14 protein-coding genes and 3 pseudogenes are annotated in these 17,282 nt (G+C 67.2%); 12 read left to right on the top strand and 5 right to left on the bottom strand.

The window, feature by feature from the left end; genetic code table 11:
• Positions 1-172 precede the first annotated feature (172 nt).
• Positions 173-505 (bottom strand): helix-turn-helix domain-containing protein, encoded by a 333-nt coding sequence (locus tag ACSHXN_RS44985; protein ID WP_438306731.1) that lies wholly within the window; start codon positions 503-505, stop codon positions 173-175.
• A gap of 165 nt (positions 506-670) precedes the next feature.
• Positions 671-1,357 (bottom strand): MerR family transcriptional regulator, encoded by a 687-nt coding sequence (locus ACSHXN_RS44980; RefSeq protein WP_438306890.1) that lies wholly within the window; start codon positions 1,355-1,357, stop codon positions 671-673.
• A gap of 243 nt (positions 1,358-1,600) precedes the next feature.
• Between ACSHXN_RS44980 and ACSHXN_RS44975 the strand changes: the two are divergent.
• From ACSHXN_RS44975 to ACSHXN_RS44960, 4 genes and pseudogenes are all read left to right on the top strand, one after another.
• A pseudogene (locus ACSHXN_RS44975) lies at positions 1,601-2,013 on the top strand (transposase); the annotation flags it as partial.
• A 536-nt stretch (positions 2,014-2,549) separates the two neighbouring features.
• Positions 2,550-3,731 (top strand): acyl-CoA dehydrogenase family protein, encoded by a 1,182-nt coding sequence (locus tag ACSHXN_RS44970; protein ID WP_438306730.1) that lies wholly within the window; start codon positions 2,550-2,552, stop codon positions 3,729-3,731.
• Between the two features lie 479 nt (positions 3,732-4,210).
• Positions 4,211-4,960 carry a lysophospholipid acyltransferase family protein gene (locus tag ACSHXN_RS44965; protein WP_438306729.1) on the top strand — a complete coding sequence of 250 codons (750 nt, stop codon included), beginning with the start codon at positions 4,211-4,213 and terminating at the stop codon, positions 4,958-4,960.
• Positions 4,961-5,826: 866 nt separating this feature from the next.
• Entirely contained in the window at positions 5,827-6,621 is a 795-nt protein-coding gene (locus ACSHXN_RS44960) for a ricin-type beta-trefoil lectin domain protein (protein ID WP_438306728.1), read from the top strand.
• Between the two features lie 854 nt (positions 6,622-7,475).
• Here ACSHXN_RS44960 and ACSHXN_RS44955 read toward each other — a convergent pair.
• Positions 7,476-7,766: a hypothetical protein gene (locus ACSHXN_RS44955; protein WP_438306727.1), complete on the bottom strand. Its 291-nt coding sequence runs from the start codon at positions 7,764-7,766 to the stop codon at positions 7,476-7,478.
• Positions 7,767-8,093: 327 nt separating this feature from the next.
• On the opposite strand from ACSHXN_RS44955, the gene ACSHXN_RS44950 reads away from it, so the two are divergent.
• From ACSHXN_RS44950 to ACSHXN_RS44920, 7 genes are all read left to right on the top strand, one after another.
• Complete coding sequence (locus ACSHXN_RS44950; RefSeq protein ID WP_438306726.1) at positions 8,094-8,510, top strand: transposase; 417 nt, start codon at positions 8,094-8,096, stop codon at positions 8,508-8,510.
• Positions 8,511-8,623: 113 nt separating this feature from the next.
• Complete coding sequence (locus ACSHXN_RS44945) at positions 8,624-9,559, top strand: hypothetical protein (RefSeq protein ID WP_438306725.1); 936 nt, start codon at positions 8,624-8,626, stop codon at positions 9,557-9,559.
• Positions 9,556-10,983 carry a peptidoglycan-binding domain-containing protein gene (locus ACSHXN_RS44940; protein ID WP_438306724.1) on the top strand — a complete coding sequence of 476 codons (1,428 nt, stop codon included), beginning with the start codon at positions 9,556-9,558 and terminating at the stop codon, positions 10,981-10,983. The genes ACSHXN_RS44945 and ACSHXN_RS44940 overlap by 4 nt, the downstream gene beginning before the upstream one ends.
• Positions 10,984-11,039: 56 nt before the next feature.
• Entirely contained in the window at positions 11,040-11,720 is a 681-nt protein-coding gene (locus ACSHXN_RS44935) for an ABC transporter ATP-binding protein (protein WP_438306723.1), read from the top strand.
• Between the two features lie 140 nt (positions 11,721-11,860).
• The gene (locus tag ACSHXN_RS44930; RefSeq protein ID WP_438306889.1) at positions 11,861-13,048 is read left to right on the top strand and encodes an ABC transporter permease; all 1,188 of its coding nucleotides are present in this window, start codon (positions 11,861-11,863) and stop codon (positions 13,046-13,048) included.
• A 338-nt stretch (positions 13,049-13,386) separates the two neighbouring features.
• Complete coding sequence (locus tag ACSHXN_RS44925; protein WP_438306722.1) at positions 13,387-13,932, top strand: SigE family RNA polymerase sigma factor; 546 nt, start codon at positions 13,387-13,389, stop codon at positions 13,930-13,932.
• Positions 13,933-14,230: 298 nt separating this feature from the next.
• Positions 14,231-14,653, top strand: a complete 423-nt coding sequence (locus ACSHXN_RS44920) for a hypothetical protein (protein WP_438306721.1) — start codon at positions 14,231-14,233, stop codon at positions 14,651-14,653.
• Between the two features lie 232 nt (positions 14,654-14,885).
• On the opposite strand, the pseudogene ACSHXN_RS44915 reads toward ACSHXN_RS44920, so the two are convergent.
• A pseudogene (locus ACSHXN_RS44915) lies at positions 14,886-15,266 on the bottom strand (transposase); the annotation flags it as partial.
• 93 nt (positions 15,267-15,359) lie between these two features.
• Between ACSHXN_RS44915 and ACSHXN_RS44910 the strand changes: the two are divergent.
• The gene (locus ACSHXN_RS44910) at positions 15,360-15,599 is read left to right on the top strand and encodes a hypothetical protein (protein WP_438306720.1); all 240 of its coding nucleotides are present in this window, start codon (positions 15,360-15,362) and stop codon (positions 15,597-15,599) included.
• 19 nt (positions 15,600-15,618) lie between these two features.
• Here ACSHXN_RS44910 and ACSHXN_RS44905 read toward each other — a convergent pair.
• Positions 15,619-16,856 (bottom strand): annotated as a pseudogene (locus tag ACSHXN_RS44905) (IS110 family transposase).
• Positions 16,857-17,282: the final 426 nt, after the last annotated feature.

The raw sequence follows: 17,282 nt of genomic DNA, 5'->3' as shown, positions 1-17,282 counted from the left end.
CACCTGTCACCCGAACCTGCATCAGACCCGGGCTGCATCACCTTGCTGCAGGGGCGTGCATCGATGCTGCCCCTTCCACCCCGGCAGCAGAACGGAACAACACCGTGCGTTGGCGCCCGAACACGTGCTGACGGACATCAGCCGACGCACGCGCGCGATTGCCGGTGGCCGGCTACCGGCTTTCCAGCAGCTGGTCGATGCCGTCGCGGACGGAGGACAGCTGACGAAGTAGCGGAGCAAGCCGGGCCCGGTCATCGGCCGGCAACGGCGCCGGAGCAATGCGGCCCTCCAACGCCGCGGCCAGGGCATCGGCCGGATCGAGGCCGAGTGCGTGGCAGGCGGTGACGAGGGTGTGGACCTGGATACGTTGACGGCCGGCTTCCAGATTGGCGATGGAACCGCGGGTGAGTTTCACGGCCCGGGCGAGATCCTCCTGGGCGACGCCGCGAGACTGGCGGACGGTGCGAAGGTAGGCGCCGAGTCGGCGGTAGAGATCGTCGGTCACAACATGCTCCGTGCTGCGCGGGCGAGAACGCGTTTGGCGTCCACGCACTGGTGGGGGGCTGACGGATTCACGCCACCCGGGTGGCAGTTGACGCTGCCGGTGACGGAGGCACTCTCGCAGATGCGACCAGGGCAACCAGCGCGCTCAGCCCACCGAACGAACACATCAGGCCGCACCAGGACTCCACCGCGGCAAGGCCCCACCTGGGGGGCAAGAACCGCCGCGGCGGTCTACCGCTCGCGCAGCCGCTCGGTCCAGGGCGAGGGAGAGTTCCGCCTCCGCGACGCTCTTCGCGAGTGGGCGAAGCCGGTTGGCGTCCTGCGGGGAGCGGTTGTGGGAGGTCATCAGATCGGCGAAGACCTCCGCCAGGGCCTCGGCGTGTTCCCGGACGCGCCGGCCGGCGGTCAGTACGTCCGCGAGCGGGATGCCCTCGCGGACCAGGGCCGCCGAGACCTCCAGCAGCCGGCGGCTGATGTCCATGATCTCGCCGCCGTCCGTGCCGAGGTAGCCGAGTTCGAGGGCCGCGGCGAGGTTCTCCGGAGTGGCCTCGGAGCCGAAGACGTCGGCCAGCGCCTCCGGGGTGAGGCGGACCGGGGTCTCCTCGGTGGGTGCGCCGAGACCGAGCAGATCGCCCACGCCGCGTCCATGGTCGAAGGCCTCGGCCAGCTCCGCGATGCCGTTCAGGGTGTGGCCGCGGTCCAGGAGGGCGGAGATCGTGCGCAGTCTGGCCAGATGCGTGTCGTCGTACCAGGCTATGCGGCCTTCGCGGCGCGGCGGTTGGATCAGCTTGCGCTCGCGGTAGAAGCGCAGCGTACGCACCGTGATGCCGGCCTCCTTGGCCAGCTCCTCCATGCGGTACTCGCGCCGCTCCCCGTCGTGTGCCACTCCCGAACCCAACCTCGCGTCCCTTCTCCCTCGTCGACGCCCCTGCTGGCAGCCGGACTGAGCGAGGCCCCTGATTGCTAGCTCCACACCCACAAGATGTGATGCGAGCCGGGAAAGTTCGAGGGCTAACTGAGTTGGTCTTAGTCGCGAAGCCCTGCGGCTCCTGAAACGAGGAGGAGGGATACCAATCGGCGGTGGACCGGTGACACCCAGGGCGCCACGACGGCCGGGGTGTCGAGGCCATACACCGGTATATTCGGGACAGATTGAAGACTGCCAGATCGGCCTCTTCGCGGCCTACTGAACGGCCGTGGCAGAGCCCTGGTCGACCGTGAGATCTATCTGCCCAAGTGCTGGACCAGAGATCGAGAGCGGTGCCGAGAGGCGAAGATCAACAATGAACGCGCCTTCGTGACCAAGGGCGAGCTGGCCAGGGGCTTCGGCCTCCGCTGCATTGGCGCAGGAGTGCCCGCTGCTTGGGTAACCGCCGATGAGGCTTACGGACGCGGCTGTTCCTGCCGCCGCCTACTCGAGTAGCTCGAGGTCGGCTATGTCGTGACGGTGCCGAATCCCAGCAGATCAAGTTCCTACCCAAATTCTGCCGCATTGACCAGCTCATCGAGTAAGCACTTGCCGGCGCCTGGCAGTCGCTGTCCTGCCGTGATTCGGGTCCCAGTGGCGGAGAGACCACCAAGCGTTCGCCCGTCGTTGCCACTACCGAAGAAGAACCAGCTCAGGACACGACGTCTGACTGGAGCACTGAGGATCTCGCAGTGTCCGTCGGCGTTGACACTGCCCGCGACCAGTGCGGGGTCGCCTGTGATGCGGCGGCCTTCGCGTTCAGTTCGTCTACCCAGCCGTATGCATACGGTCCCGGCGTCCAGGGGCCGGTTGCGGGAGGTTTCGCCCCGGCGAGGCCGTGCAGGGGCAGTCTGTCTGGTGGGGTCGTCGTACCCAGGCCGTGTTCGTGTGCCGCGGGCCAGGAACACCATGCAGGCGCCAAATGCTCCGTCGGAGTTCCGCTCTCGCGACCCCGTCCGCGGTATCGGGCAAATCACGGGCAGGAAAATCGAACTTGCTCACGCCTCGCTGCATCTTGTCTGCGAACGGCACGGCCGGGCAAGCAGCACGCCACGCCCGGGCACTTCGAGGAGGCACCATGTCCGAGATCCCTGAGACCGCATTCGGCTCGCCCAACGTCGAGCCGCTCCGTCTTCCCGACTTGCTGCGGCCCACCATCGAGGCCGCAATCGATGAGTCTGACCGTCGGGCCGACATCTCCGAGGAACTGTATGGGGCCCTTCGAGACGCGGGAGCGTTCCGCCTGCTCACCCCTCGGGTACTCGGCGGATCACAAACGCCGCTGACGACCGTGCTGAAGGTTTACGAGGAGTTTGGCCGCATCGACGCCTCGGTGGCATGGCTGGTATGGAACGCCAACTTTGGCTTCGTGGGGGCCCTGCTGGACGAGTCTGCGACCGGACAAATTTGGGGCCAGGAGCGGGAGCCAGCCTTTGCGAACTCCGGGATTCCCGGGATGGCCGTACCCGACGACGGCGGCTACCGGGTCTCCGGGCACTGGAAGATCGTCAGCGGCATCAACACGGCGGAGTGGCTGGTGGCAGTCGTCGTAGTGATGCAGGACGGCATGCCGCGCCTGACCGCAGGGGGCTCGCCCGACGTTCAGATGTGTGTCCTGCATCGGAACCAGTGGTCCGTGAAGGAGACCTGGGACGTCAGCGGCATGCGTGGCACCGGCAGCAACGACGTGGTGGCTGAGGACGTCTTCGTGCCCGCCGAATTCCTGTCGCCTCTGGACGCCCCCCGCAGGATCGACGAGCCGTTGTACCGGGGCTTCCTCCCCGCTCTGGTACTGCCCGGCTGCACTGCCATCGTCCTCGGTGTCGCGCTGGCGGCCCTTGACGAGACAGTCGCGCTCGCCCTGGCCAAGAAGAACCCCACCACTGGCGCGACGTTGGCCGACTCCCCACGCACCCAGTACGCCATAGCCGCTTCCGAGGCGGCGCTTCAGGCTGCACGGCTGCTGCTGGTTTCCGCCGCGCAGGCACTAGAGGACGCGGCGAAGTGCGGGGGCGCCCCCACGCTCGAACAGCGAGCGGCCCTGCGTGCCGCCATGACACATGCTGCGCAGGTGAGCCGCGAAGTGCTCGTTACGCTGTACGAACTCGCCAGCTCCACTCCGCTCTACCGTGGCAACCGACTGGAGCGGCTCTTCCGTGACGGTATGGCTGCGCTGCAGCACGCCAACCACTCGGCACCCCTCATGGAAGCCGCGGGCCGTGTCCGCTTGGGCATGGACCCGGGCGTTGGCCTCTTCTAAACCAGCCTGCCCGGAAGAACCCCGCCGATAGAGCACCCGGGTCGAGCACCGGCGGCGCTCCCTTTCGAGATATCGGACACAGCGCCCTACAGCGAGCAGCGCCGCGGCGTCGCATGAGTGCCGCCGTCCAGTCGATGCATCTTCCATGAACAGGAAATCGTTGCAGACTCAAGCATATTGGTTGCCGTACACCAATTGCGTCAAGGTGAACGTTGGTTTGGCCGCATTTTATACGGAAAGTTCGATGTGTAGTCTTCATGTCTTCGTGCCCGGGTCGCCGCGGGCCGCGCTCCATGGCGTGACGGACGGGTGCAGGCGCAGTGCGCAAGTTCGCGCGGATGGGCGGAACTCCGGCCGGCGGCCTCGAGGCAGCGGGCGAGCCGACTGCGGCGTCTGGCTCGGCCACTGGCCTGGCCGGGGACCGGGAGACGACAGGAAGAGGTGGGCGGATGGCGCCGCTCAGGCAAAGGAGGACCGGGGTGCCCGGCACGGCTCGTAACCCCTGCAACGTCTGGTATCGGCTGGCGGTGGCGATCGTGAAGCCGGTGCTGTTCGTGTTGGTCAAACGCCATTGGCGGGGGCATGAACACATGCCCGCTAAGGGTGGGTTCATTACTGTTGTCAACCATATTTCCTATTTTGATCCGCTGACCTATGGGCTCTTTCAGTACAGCAGTGGCCGACCACCTCGACTGCTCGCGAAAGCCTCCCTCTTCACCATTCCCTTTGTCGGCATGATGCTGCGCAAGATGGGCCAGATCCCCGTCCATCGCGGGACCAACGATGCTGCGCAGGCGCTCGGCGCCGCGGTGGACGCCGTCAACAAGGGGGAGTGTGTCGCGATATACCCGGAAGGTACCGTCACCCGAGACCCCCAGATGTGGCCAATGACCGCGAAGACCGGCGCAGCCCGAATCGCCTTGATGACCGGCGCACCCGTTATTCCGGTCGCCCAGTGGGGCGCCCACCGGATCGCGCCACCCTACGCCCGCGGTGGCCGGGGCAACCGGCGAGTTTGGCTGGCTCCCCGCCAGCCCGTCCACGTGGTTGCCGGACCGCCCGTCGACCTCAGCCGGTACGCGGGTAAGCCCCTCACCGAAGACGTACTCAAGGACGCCACTGCAGACATCATGGCCGCCATCACCGCGCTCCTCGCGGACATACGGGATGAACAGCCCCCCGAGGAACCGCATTCCGTGCGGCGCGCCGCCGCCGATCGCGCTCACTGATGTCCGCGCAGGCGGTACCTGGTTCCCCAGCGAATCCGCATTGTCGCCCCGTCCGTGGCGGCGACCCGCCACGCTATGGCAGCCCAGGCTTTCCGGGCTCAGGCAGAGCACCTCGGCAGCCAGCGCGGCGGACTCGTAGAAATCCTCCAACGCCGTTCGGCCGCCTGTACGGCAACGCCCGGGCGCCACAGGCCCGCGCTCTGCTTCTCCGCCTGAGCCTTGGCGCGCGTTGCGCGGCGCCAACCGCCGCTCGACGCCAATTGTCGAATCAGCTTCGGCCCAGCGCTGGCGCTGCGATTACTGAACTTGATTGATTGAGTGATGTCGGTGCCGTTCGCCTGACAGTTGGTTGTCGTAGCCGTGGGGTGTGAGGTACGCGCAGGGCGGCGGGCTGACCCGACGCCGAGAGGACCCCGCGGGAGCCCACGCACCTGTGGCCGGGCGGCTCCGGCCACGCCCTGAGTAACCGAAACCGCGGCGCAACCGCCGTACGTGCGGGGAAGTCCTTCCCTCGCCGGAAAGGAATCATGAAGCCACCACGTCCGCCGCGGCCAGCAGGCGATCTCCCGGTGAGGGTTCCGGGCAGCGCCAAACGCGTCAGTCCCGGTTCCACACCGGTCGGGAGCAGGGCACAGGACGACACGGCAGAACCGGCCGCGTCGGAGAATACCGAGCCCGAAGCCAGCGTCTCCGCGCCGCGTCTGACTCAGTACTCATCTCTCGGGTCGCGCGGAGACATCGGCCGTTCCCCCGCGCAGTCATCGGCACAGCTACAGGCTCCCACCAACATCCCCGCCGGCGGCGGGCACGGAAGCGACCTCGACAACCGGGACACCGCTGCCGCGCCACCCCGCGCGGGCGTCGCCGTGACGCTCCGCCCGGCCGACACCCGTCCCAGCGGTACTGTCCGGCGTGCGGGATCGCGCGGCGCCCTGGCCGTCGTCAGCATTGTCGGGCTGCTGGCGGCGGCCGGTGTCCTGCTGACCTTCGGCATGACGGGCCAGCACGATGGCCAGCGCCACAGCGGGTCGTCGACAGCGATCGGTTCCCACGACTACGGCGGCAAGGTCACCGATGGCATCGGACCTTCGTCGGACCCTTCGGCGGACGGGACGAGTAGCTCTGTCACCACGGACGGGAAAAGACGTGCGAAACCCACGATCGGCTCATCCAGCAGCAGTACGCCGAGCAACGGCTCTCTGACTCCCGACGAACCCCCCGCGGTCTCCAACTCCGCCCCGTCCCGATCCACCGCGACGCGTCAGGCTTCGGTGCCGGGTGCGACCGTGTTCAGTCACGCCTCGCACCGCTGCATCGACGTTGTGGGCGGCAAGGCCGTACAGGGCGCGCGACTCATGATCTGGGACTGCTCGAGTACCGCGGCTTCGCAGCACTGGGTGTTCAAGGCGGACGGTTCCATGCGCGGACTCGGCATGTGTGTGCAACTTGCCGGCGGTTCGACAGCGGACGGCACGGTCCTCGAGCTGGCGCATTGCAACGGCGATGCCGCGCAGCAGTTCACGCTTAACACACGGCACGATTTGGTCAGCGGCCTCGCGGACAAGTGTGCGGACGTACGCGACGAGGGCACCAAGAACGGCACCCGGCTCCAGTTGTGGTCCTGCGCCGGGACCGACAATCAGAAATGGTCCACGGCCTGAAGCGACGGCAAGCTCACAGCACCACCTTGATGTGGTCGCGCCGCCGGTCACCATGCCTGACTGGCATTCAGCTCTATTTCAGCCTGTTGTTTTGGTGTGTGTCCGCCATCGGTATCGTGAGGCGCCACGGCCGCCTTTTGCAACGCCGGTGGTCAGCAGGGTGAAGACGCGTTTACTGATGCCGCCCGGGCCGTCGATGGTGTGATCGGTGCCCTGCTGCTCCGCGGGTTCGTCGTCCGCAGTGAGTGTATGGTCCCGAACAGAGGGTGCTCCTGTCTCACCCGGCGCGGACAGCACACCCAGGGCCGGACCCACTTGCGGCATTACCACAGGCTCCGTACCGGGCGACCGGTCGGGGGGTCGAGCATGGCTCGGACCCGTCTATACGGCCTTCCGGTGCCGGATCGGCCGACGCCGGTCGATCAGCCGGAGGAGGAACGGGCACGATTCCGAAAGGGCAGGCGTCTCACTCTCGGCCGCCAATTGCCCGGGTTCCAGGGTCGACATGTGCTCCAGGCCCGGTGGGGCTGTGGCCTCGGGGGCATTCGTCGTCTCGTGCGCCTTGGCGTTTCCGGCACCTTGGGTGTCTGCGGCGCCTTGGTCGTCTCCTGATTCTCGGGGTTTTCAGAGACTGCCGTCGCCGGCTTCTGGGACTGTCTCGGGCGCAGTCGTCCGGTGAACGCGGTGGTGGTGCCGTCCTTCCGCACGAGGGTGACACGAACGTTTTCGCGAGCGACGACGATCCTGACGGCGGGGGTTGGGTTGTCGCGTCGTCCCAATAACGGCCCGCGATGAGGTTTCTGCGTATCAATGCGCGTTCCTGAACCCGGCTCAGCCGTAGGTCGTCGGGCAGCCTACCTCCGCACGTTGTTGAATTCCTCCAGCTGGTCGGTGATCTGCAACCTTGCCCTGTTCAGCTCCTCGTGCGTGAAGCGTGCCCCGCGGTCCAGCTCGGCCGACGGCATAAAGTACTCGACCAGTTTGCGTACCCAGTCAGGGAGCGCTGGGCCGTCGTCGCCCTTCATTCCGGCTTCGCCCGACCACTGGTCGTAGGCGGACCAGAAACCGGCGCCGTCGCCGTGTGACGGAAGAACGTCGTGGACGGTCCCGTGACGCCACCGGTCGGGCAGGCCTCGGCGTTCCACGTCGGTTTACGTCATCCCGGTGTACACCGAGCGGGCTGCCGCGTGCACGGCAACACCCTGCTCGGTCTACCGCCAGGCCAAGGACGGCTCGGGTTTTGGCAAATCGGCCTTCCCTGTCGAGTGGGACCCTAAGCAGGCCATCTACCCTCAGGGCACGCGGTCAGCCGGGAGTGGAGGCCCTTGCGGGTCAACGGACACGACTACACCCCGGTCATGTTCGCGAAGGCCGACTGCTTGACCTGCTCGGTCCGCCCGTAGTGCACCCCATCCACGATCCGGCCAAGAGCCCTTTCCCTGCTGCCCATCCGCGAACTTCACGAGATTCAGATGCGCAACCGGCTCGCCCACACCACCACGGAGTGGCAGCGCCGATACACAATCCGAGCCGGGGTCGAAGCCCCCCTCTCGCAGAACGTCCGCGCCCACGGCCGCCTGCGTCACTGGCGCTACCGCGGTCTGGCGAAATCCCACGGCCAGCACGTCCTCACCGCGCTGGCCTGCAACGTCGCCCGCATCGCCGAGTGGGTCGACACCGCATCCACAGCAGACCGCCGATCAAGCCGCTTTGTGCGCCGTTCACCGCCGCGGCATGATCCCGCAAACGTCACCAATAGAGCCACGGCACTATGCCTGGGCACTAGCCATGGCTCCGTGAAAAGCCGGGCCGCCGCCCGCACTTGTGCAGCCTTCTTCTACGCGGCCACTTCCCGTGGGCTTCCGCCCGCCCTTCACCTCTCGCAGTGATCTATGTCACATCGGGAGGGGTGGCTCTGCGCTCGGAGGTGGTCACCAGGTTGAGGTCATTGACAGGGATGCACAGCATCGTGTGTCCCCCTGAGTTGAAGTGATGGACCGACATGGCTCCCAAACGCATCGTGAGCACCTGCTGGCCGATGGCAGCAGCTGCTGCTGTGTTCGCGTTCGCCGGATGTGGCAGCGGCTCCGCCGCGTCCTCCGAGTCCGGTGACCGCTCGCCATCCTCGAAGGTCGGGGCGTCCTCGAAGGGCGAGCTGGCGATTCCCGAGGGTGCCGACGAAGTGACCAAGAAGCTGTACGTGTCGCAGAACGCCGTGGCCGCCTGCATGCGGGCAAAGGGCTTCACCTACACACCGCATGTGGCCGCGTTTGCGGACGCTAGCAACTCATCCAACGGGAAGGACTACCAACTGGCGAAGAAGTATCGGGAGAAATACGGCTTCGGGCTCTTCGCGGGGGCCGTGTACCCGAACGACCCGAGTTTGCCCGGCAGTAAGGCTTTCCGCGCGCAACAGGATGCAAGTCCGGACAAGGCGTACCTCGATGCCCTGTCCCCGGCGCAACGAAAGGCCTACGACAAGGCGATGGGGACTGTGAAGCAGCTCGCCAACGGGAGGAAGGTGGAGCTTCCAGGATGCCAGAAGGAGGGGACTGAGAAGGCGAATGGGCCGGCGAAGTCCCAGGCGGAGTTGGATCGTGAGTCTGCCGCAAACAAGGAGCAGGACCGCTTGGCCACACAGGCGCTGAACGGGGATCCGCAGTTGATCTCCCTGGCACAGCGTTTCGCGTCCTGCCTGCGTGACCAGGGGATCGCCGTGACGACCACGCAGCCGACAGCCATCGGGGACATGGTGCAATTTGCGACGGCCCAGCAGGTCCCGGCAACCGGCGTTCAGAACATGGAAAAGGACGACGCCACGGCCAAGCTCACCCAGGAGATCGACGTCGCCCTGAAGGACCTGGAATGTGGCAAGCAGTTCCGGGCTGCGTACTTCCCCAAGCTCGCCAAGCACCCCTTCTCCGGGGCCGCCGGATGAGCCGCGGACTTCTGCGTGGTCCCCAGCGCCGCGGCCGACAGGTCGCGGTGATCGTGGGAGTCGTCGCCCTCGTGGGTGCGGGCGGCTGGTTCGCCGGTATGCAGATGCAGTCGCCCGCCGACGCCGCTGCCGCACGCCAGGCGCCGGATGCGGGGCCGGTCACGGTTGCCGTGGAGCGCAGGAAGCTCACGGGAACGGTGATCGCACAGGGCGGTGTGGAGTTCGGGGCACCGCACGGGGTCTCGCTGTCCGGGTCTGTCGGCTCAGCAAGTGGTTCCGGGGACGGTGAGGCGACCTTGCGGGTCACCAAGGTCCCGGCTGTGGGGACCACGCTGCGCGAGGGCAGCGTTCTGATGCAGGTGAGCGGCCGCCCGGTTTTTGTGCTGCAGGGATCGGTCCCGATGTACCGGGCCCTCGGCCCCGGCGGTTCTGGAGATGACGTCAGGCAGTTGCAGAGCGCCCTGCGCAGGCTGGGTCACGATCCGGGGGCCGTCAGCGGGAACTACGGGAGGGGCACGGCGATGGCCGTGACACGGTGGTACGAGAGCAAGGGATTCCAGCCGCAGCAGCCCAGCGCCGACGATCAGACACAGCTGGGTGACCTGGAGGCTGCGGTCACACAGGCGCAGCTGGCAGTCCTTTCTGCGCAGAACGGCGGCGCCGACGGCAGCAAGGGTGGCACCGGCACGGCGAGCTCGCCTGCCTCCGGCGGAGCGTCCGCTTTGGAATTGCGGGCCGCACGCCAGCAGCTGAACCGGGCCAACGCGGCTCTCAGCGCGTTCACTGCGACGTTCGGTACGAAGGTTCCGGCGGGTGAGGTCGTTTTCCTGCCGGACCTGCCGGTACGGGTGGACAAGGTCAAGGTGCACGTCGGCGACACCCCGGACGGGGAGGTCGTCACCGTGACGAGCTCCGATGTCGTGGTGCGGGCGGTGGTGCCCGGGGCCGACGGTGAGACTCTGCGTAAAGGCATGGTGGCCCAGGTCCGAACGGGTGACGGTACTCAGGTACGTGGCGTCGTGGCAGAGGTTGGCGCCGGAGTGCAGGCGGACGCCGGAAAGAGCGCCGACGGTTCGGGCGGAGACGGGAAAGGCGAGGGCGGTTCGGGCGAAGCGGCCCCAGTCGACCCGTCCGCTCCCGTACAACTGGTGATCTCCGTGCCCGACCCCGGTCCGTTGAAGAACCAGGCAGGCGGCACCGCCAAGGTGACCATCAATGTGGGTGCCTCGAAGGGCGCCGTGCTGGTGGTGCCCGTGGCGGCGGTGCACACCAGCGCCGACGACAAGGCCCGGGTGCGGGTGTGGCGCGACGGCAAGGGCGTGGACGTGCCCGTCATTGTGGGGCTCTCCGCCGCCGGGCAGGTCGAGGTGACCGCGGATGGCGGCGCGCTGAACGAGGGGGACCAAGTGGTGGTCGGACAGTGAGGCGTAGACACGCGGCACCTGCGGTGTCGCCCGGGGAGGCGCCGGACGCAGACACCGTGATCCAGCTCAGTGCCCTGGGCCGGGTTTTCGACTCCGATCCGCCGGTGCATGCCCTGCGCGATGTGGACCTGTCGGTCCGGCGCGGGGAGCATCTGTCGATCGTCGGTCCTTCGGGCTCGGGAAAATCCACGCTGCTCAACACCTTGGGCCTGCTGGACCGGCCGACGTCGGGCGCCTACTGGCTCGACGGCGTGCTCACCAGCGCCCTCGGCGACCCGGAGAGGACCGCGCTGCGCGGCGCCCGCATCGGTTTCGTCTTTCAGTCCTTCCATCTGCTGCCGTACCGGACCGTGGACGAGAACGTCATGCTCGCCGAGACCTACCGGGCGCCCCGCCCCGGTCGCGGGCGTCGGTCCCGGGCCGAGCGGGCGCGTGCCACGCTGGCACGGGTCGGGCTGGGGCACCGCGTCGGGTTCCTGCCCGGCCGGCTGTCCGGCGGCGAGCGGCAGCGGGTGGCCATCGCCCGCGCTCTGATGGGCGAGCCGGCGCTGCTGTTGTGCGACGAGCCGACGGGCAACCTCGACAGCGAGAACACCGAGTCGGTGCTGGAGCTCTTCGACGACCTGCAGGCTCAGGGCATGACGCTGGTCGTGATCACCCATGACGACTCCGTCAGCCACCGGGCGGGCAGACGGGTGCGGATCAGTGACGGCCGGCTCAGTCAGGAGAGCGCATGAGTACCGGCGTCCGCGGTGTCCACCGAGCGCGTCCGGTGGACACGAAGGCGCCCTCCATGCGGTGGCGTGGCGGACGACGCCCTGTGCGCCGGACCCGCCACCAGATCGGGCACGAGCGGCCGCGCGTGGATCCGCGGGACATGTGGTCGGAGTCGCTGGCCGGGGTGCTCGCCCGTCCGGTTCGGTCGGCCCTGACGACCCTGGGTACGGTGCTGGGGATCGGAACACTGGTCATCACGATCGGTGTGGCGTCGACGGCGGCAAACCAGATCGTCGGCCGATTCGACGCGCTCACCGCCACCTCGGTGACCGTCGTGGTGCCGACGCCCCGGCCGGGCTCACTCGATCCCGCACTGGTGAGATGGTCGGGTATCAACGCGGTCGAGCGCCTCGCCGGCGTGGAGTCGGCCGCCGCACTGTCCGACTCCGAGGAGACCGCGAATGTCCAGGTCCGGGCCAACGACGTGATCGCGCCTGGGGCACTCACCGAGCAGACGCTGGCGGTCGTTGCGGCCACTCCTGGTCTACCGGAGGCAGTGCACGGCACGATGGCGGTTGGCCGGTTCTTCGACACCGGTGACGTCGCCCGCCACGACCGGGTGGCAGTCCTCGGCGACCAGGCGGCCCGGCTGCTGGGCATCAACGACGTGCAGAGCGCTCCCGCCGTCTTCTTTCAAGGCCAGTCGTTCACGGTGATCGGCGTGCTCAGCGGATTCCGCCGCGAACAGCGCCTTTCCGCCTCGGTGATATTGCCGCCGACCACGGCGGCGGACCGGATGGGCATGGACAACGTCAGCCGCGTGCTGATCAACACCTCCCTCGGCGCGACCCAGCAGGTCGCGCGGCAGGCACCGATCGCACTGTCACCCGGACAGGAGGACGCGCTCACCGTCGTCGCGCCACCGGACCTGGCCAGGGCGAGGAAAGGCGTGGAGGGCGACGTCAACGGACTGTTCCTGGTTCTCGGGCTGGTCTCTCTAGTCGTGGGCGCCATCGGCATCGCCAACGTCACGCTGGTCACGGTGATGGAACGGACCGGCGAGATTGGTTTGCGCCGGGCCCTCGGCGCTTCCAGACGCCAGGTGGCCGGGCAGTTCCTGGCGGAGTCGACGCTGATCGGGCTCCTCGGCGGAATCGTGGGGGCGGCTCTCGGCGTCGTGGTCGTCGTCTGCGTGGCGGCCGCGAAGCAGTGGACGCCGGTACTTGATCTGAGCATCGTCCTGGGCGCCCCACTGGCAGGCGCCCTCGTGGGCCTCCTGGCTGGCCTCTACCCGTCGCTGCGCGCCGCCCGCATGGAACCCGTCGACGCGCTTCGGGCACCCTCCTGAGACGCGCCCGTTGCCCTCACGCAACGTTGCTCCAAGCCTCGAAGTGTGAAGAACTGTCCTCCTGCAGGCGAGCTCGCCCTAGCCTGGTGGGCTCGCAGCGGTCACGTGAAAGTGCCGTGGCCCGCAAAACGTGAAGACGAGGTCGACTTCTGAAGCTCACAGGGACGGAGCCAGGTAGTACGCGTGTGTCGCGAGGACGGATTGGGATCCCTGGCGCCAAGGAAGCCCCGGCCGGAAGGCGGTGTGATCTCTTCCCACCGCAGCAAAGCAGCGCATTATCGTTGGGACTGGCGTGACAATGGCAAGCGGAACGGGAACACGATGGCAGGGACAGCTAGGTGAACAGCGCGGACGCGGATTTCGAGGAGTTCGTTTCCGCTCGCGGGCAGAGGCTACTCAGTGTCGCCTGGCTGCTCACGGGGGACAAGCACCTGGCGGAGGACTTGCTGCAGACAGTACTAACGAAGGTTTGGCCGAAATGGAGATCCATTGCAGGGGGGAATCCGGAGGCATACATACGCAAAGCGTTGGTCAACACACACGTATCGTGGTGGAAGCGACGTTGGCACGGCGAGGTACCACACGCGCCCTCCGACCTGACAACGCTAACGAGCCGTGGTGCAGCAGCCGTCGATCCCTTCGCCTCCGTGGACCTGGAACATTCTTTGTCCGACGTTCTAAGGTTGCTGCCATCGAGGCAGCGGGCCGTGGTCGTATTGCGCTATTTCGAGGATCTAAGCGTGGAGGAGACCGCCGAGGTGTTGGGCTGCCGGCCCGGTACTGTCAGGAGTCATACGACCAAGGCGCTGGCCCTGCTGCGCTCCAAGCTTGCACTCGCCCCGAGCCTGACGGAAGGCGGTGAGTGGAGTGCACAGCGTGCCTGAGAGGCAGTTGCAGGAGATGGAACGGAATCTTCCGGTCCTTCTCGAACGCATCGTGCCTCATCTAGCCGCGCCCGCTGACCGGATGACGCAGATCAGGCGGCGCGTTCAGCAGCGCAGGCAGCGCAGGCGGGTGGCCGTGAGTGCAGCGGCGCTGGTTGTGGGGTGCGCAATTGTCGCCAACGGCCTGTGGTCGGGAGCCTTCGGTCCAGGGCACGGCCGCAGAGCACCGGCCGCTGCTTCCACGGTTAGTCAAGAATTCTCGCCTGTGCGCATGCAGGGTACTCCGGAAGGAGTGACCATGTACCTGCCGACGAAGTGGCACAGCCTGTCTGTCCTGGAGGACCACGGAAATGCGGTCGGTTTCATATCGTCCCAGGCACTCCACACACCAGAGAACGGTACGTGTTCCAAGATCACCCGTGTCACACTATCCGCGTGTCCGCCTCTCACCAACCTGAATAAGGACGGTGTATTGATCACGCTCCTTCCGAATGAGGAGAACACAAGCAATAGCGCAGCGCCGCTGGTGAGAGAGAATCTCGTCCGCGCTGACGAGCGGTGCCGCGCCATCGGCGGCGACTCGCAAATGACGGGCTGGGGCCACAGCCGCTCGCCGAGCTCCGTCAAGGGCTCGGCGGTGAAAATCGATGTCTGCCTGAGAGATCCGTCACAACAGACTCGTTCTGTGGTGACAAAAATTTTGATGCTGACGTTTCCTTGAGAGGCAGAGGAGACGCCCCAAGACAGGCAATCATTTTTCGAGACATTTCCGCCGTGAGGGTGGGACAACTCTAGCCTCGATGTTTCGTGACGCCCCGTCGGTTCTTCTGGCGGGCCGTTTCGGTGTCTGGGTTGGTTGTGGGCAGGCGGTGGGCCCGGCTGTCACGCTGGGTGGGCGCCGGGTTCCACGGCTCCGGTCGGTGGTGCCGTTCGTAGGGGCGGGAAGTTGCTGATCAGCCTGGGTTCGGCAGGGCTGCGAGCCGGTGTAGGGCTTGGTTGATCAGGTCTGTCCAGGGCCAGTGGGCCTCGAGGCGGAGGATGCGGCAGTGGCCGGTGCTGAGTTGTGCGGCGGTGGAGAACAGCCGGAGCCGCAGCCGGCGGGGTTCCCAGCTCCTGGCGGTGCCGGTGAGAGCGAGCGTCGGCATCCACGCCAGCAGGTCCAGGGCGATCTAGATGATCTCCAGCCAGATCTAGTTCTGGGCGGTGTCGTGGATTAGGAGGTTGCGCAGGCCGGTGGCCCGTGCGGCACGGATCCGGTCTTCGGCGCGTGCCCGCCGGCGGTGCCGCAGTTCGAGCTTGGCGATCGGGACGTCGGCGGTGTTGGTGGCGAAGCAGACACCTCACGTTGCTATGCCGTCAAGTCCAGGGGATGAGTCCTCCGAACACGGCGCGGTCGTGGAGTTGCTCGACGAGGCACGATGAGCACCATGGATTCCGATCTGCCGATGGTGACCGTGCCGCTTTGGCATGCCGATGCTGTCGTCCTGTTCGACTGGTTGATGACTACCGATCTCAACACGGTCCCCATCACACACCCCGCGCAGAAGCAGGCCCTGATGGACCTGCTCACTCGGCTGGAGAGCGACGTCGATGCCGACATCGCCGGTTCGACCGAGGAGGAGATCGCCGCCGCGCAGGAGGCTGTGGCCCGAGACATGGGTTGGTAGGAGCTCGCCTGGCCCTGGCTCAGGCAGCTGCTGCCTCCAAGGACGTGGGCAGCGTGGGGAACGCGGACTGTTCGTCGAATAGTTCGCGCTTCTGGAGGCAGTGGTAGAGGTGTCCGATCACGTGGTTGAAGAAGTTGCGCTGGGCGGCTGCGTGCCAGTCGCCTTGTTCGCGTCGGCGGCGGTAGTGGGCGTTGGCTCCGGTCGATGCCCGGAGGGAGGCGAAGGCCCAGAGGTAGCGGGCGTGGTTGAGCCGGTCGTTCTTCACCCAGCGTCTGGTGATGGCGGACTTCTTGCCGGAGGCACGGGTGATGGGCGAGGAGCCGGCGTAGGCCTTGAGGCCGCGGGCATCGGCGAAGCGGGTGCGGTCGTCGCCGATCTCGGCCAGGACTCGGGCGGCGAGCTGGATGCCGAGGCCGGGGAAGCTCAGCAGGATCTCGGCGTCCGGGTGCCTCGGGAAGGCTTCTTCCACCGCTTCGGCGAGCTGGTCGGCGGCGGTGCAGGCGGCGTCTAGCTGGATGAGGAGGGCGAGCATCTGCTTGCCGAGCGCGTCCTCGACCAGCGGCGGCTGGTGGGCCCACTCGGCGCGGAAGGCCTCGCGGAGACGCTCGGCCTCGGCTTCGATACCGCGCTGGCGGCCGGCGGGCTTGAGGGCGGCCTGGATCTGGGTGCGGGTCAGTCGTGCGGCCCGGGCTGGGGTCGGGGCGGTCTTGAGGAGCTCGCGGGCTTCGGGGCGGCACAGGCTGTTGGCCCAGGCCGCGAAAGCGGCCAGGGCTGCGGGGTAGTACTCGCGCAGCAGGGACCGGAGCTGGTTGGCGAGCTGTTGCCGGTTCCACAGAAAGTCCTGCTGAGCGCGTGCAAGGGCGGCGACCGCGCGGCCGAGGTCGCTGTCGTCGGGCATGGGCCGGTGGGCGTGCATGTCAGTGCGCAGGATGTTGGCCAAGACCAAGGCGTCGCCAGGGTCGGACCTCTTGCGCGAGACGCTGTGCCGGTCGCGGTAGCGGGCGGCGGCCATCGGGTTGATCGCGAACACCTTGCGCTTGCCGGTTCGAAGGACGGCCACCAGTAAGCCCCGGGAAGTCTCGATCGCGACCGGGATCGGTTCTCCTCGGTGTCGCCGAACTCGGCGAGCAGTTCCAGCAGGATCTTGTAGCCGGCCACGTCGTCGGTGATGTGCCGCTTAGCCAGCAGCTGGCCGGTGTCGTCGACCAAGGCGACGTCGTGGGTTCGTTCCGCCGAGTCGATTCCGCAGTAGATCAAGATTCCCTCCCCAGAGCTCGGTATTTGCGCTGGTCACGAGCGCATGCGGGCCACGCAGCGACCTAATCCCAGGCCTCAACCGCATCGCGGCCGGGCCGCCACCTCACTAGCCGTTCGTGGCACCAGCGCACCTCACGGGCCTCGGTCTGCGCGGGAGCTTGTACGGCTCGGGCATCTCAAGAGGTCACCGCACGGCGGGCTCGTACCACCAACACCAACGAGTAATCAAGGCGATGGGATTGACAGCGCCGGACGGCACCAGGTCTCAGCCGAGGCCTCATGGACCAGGCTGGTTTCACGTATCCGTCCGGCGACGCCAAGTGGTGGCGGCCACGGAGACGCCGAGCGTCGCCGCTCTGCATCGAGGCTTCATGGCCCAGTCTGGCGAAGGCATCCGCCCGGCGCCCATGTGACTGCCACCACCAT

Origin of the sequence: Streptomyces sp. HUAS TT11 (assembly GCF_051553595.1) — a bacterium.
Classification (GTDB): Bacteria; Actinomycetota; Actinomycetes; order Streptomycetales; family Streptomycetaceae; genus Streptomyces.
This window is presented reverse-complemented; position numbering and strand designations above follow the sequence as displayed.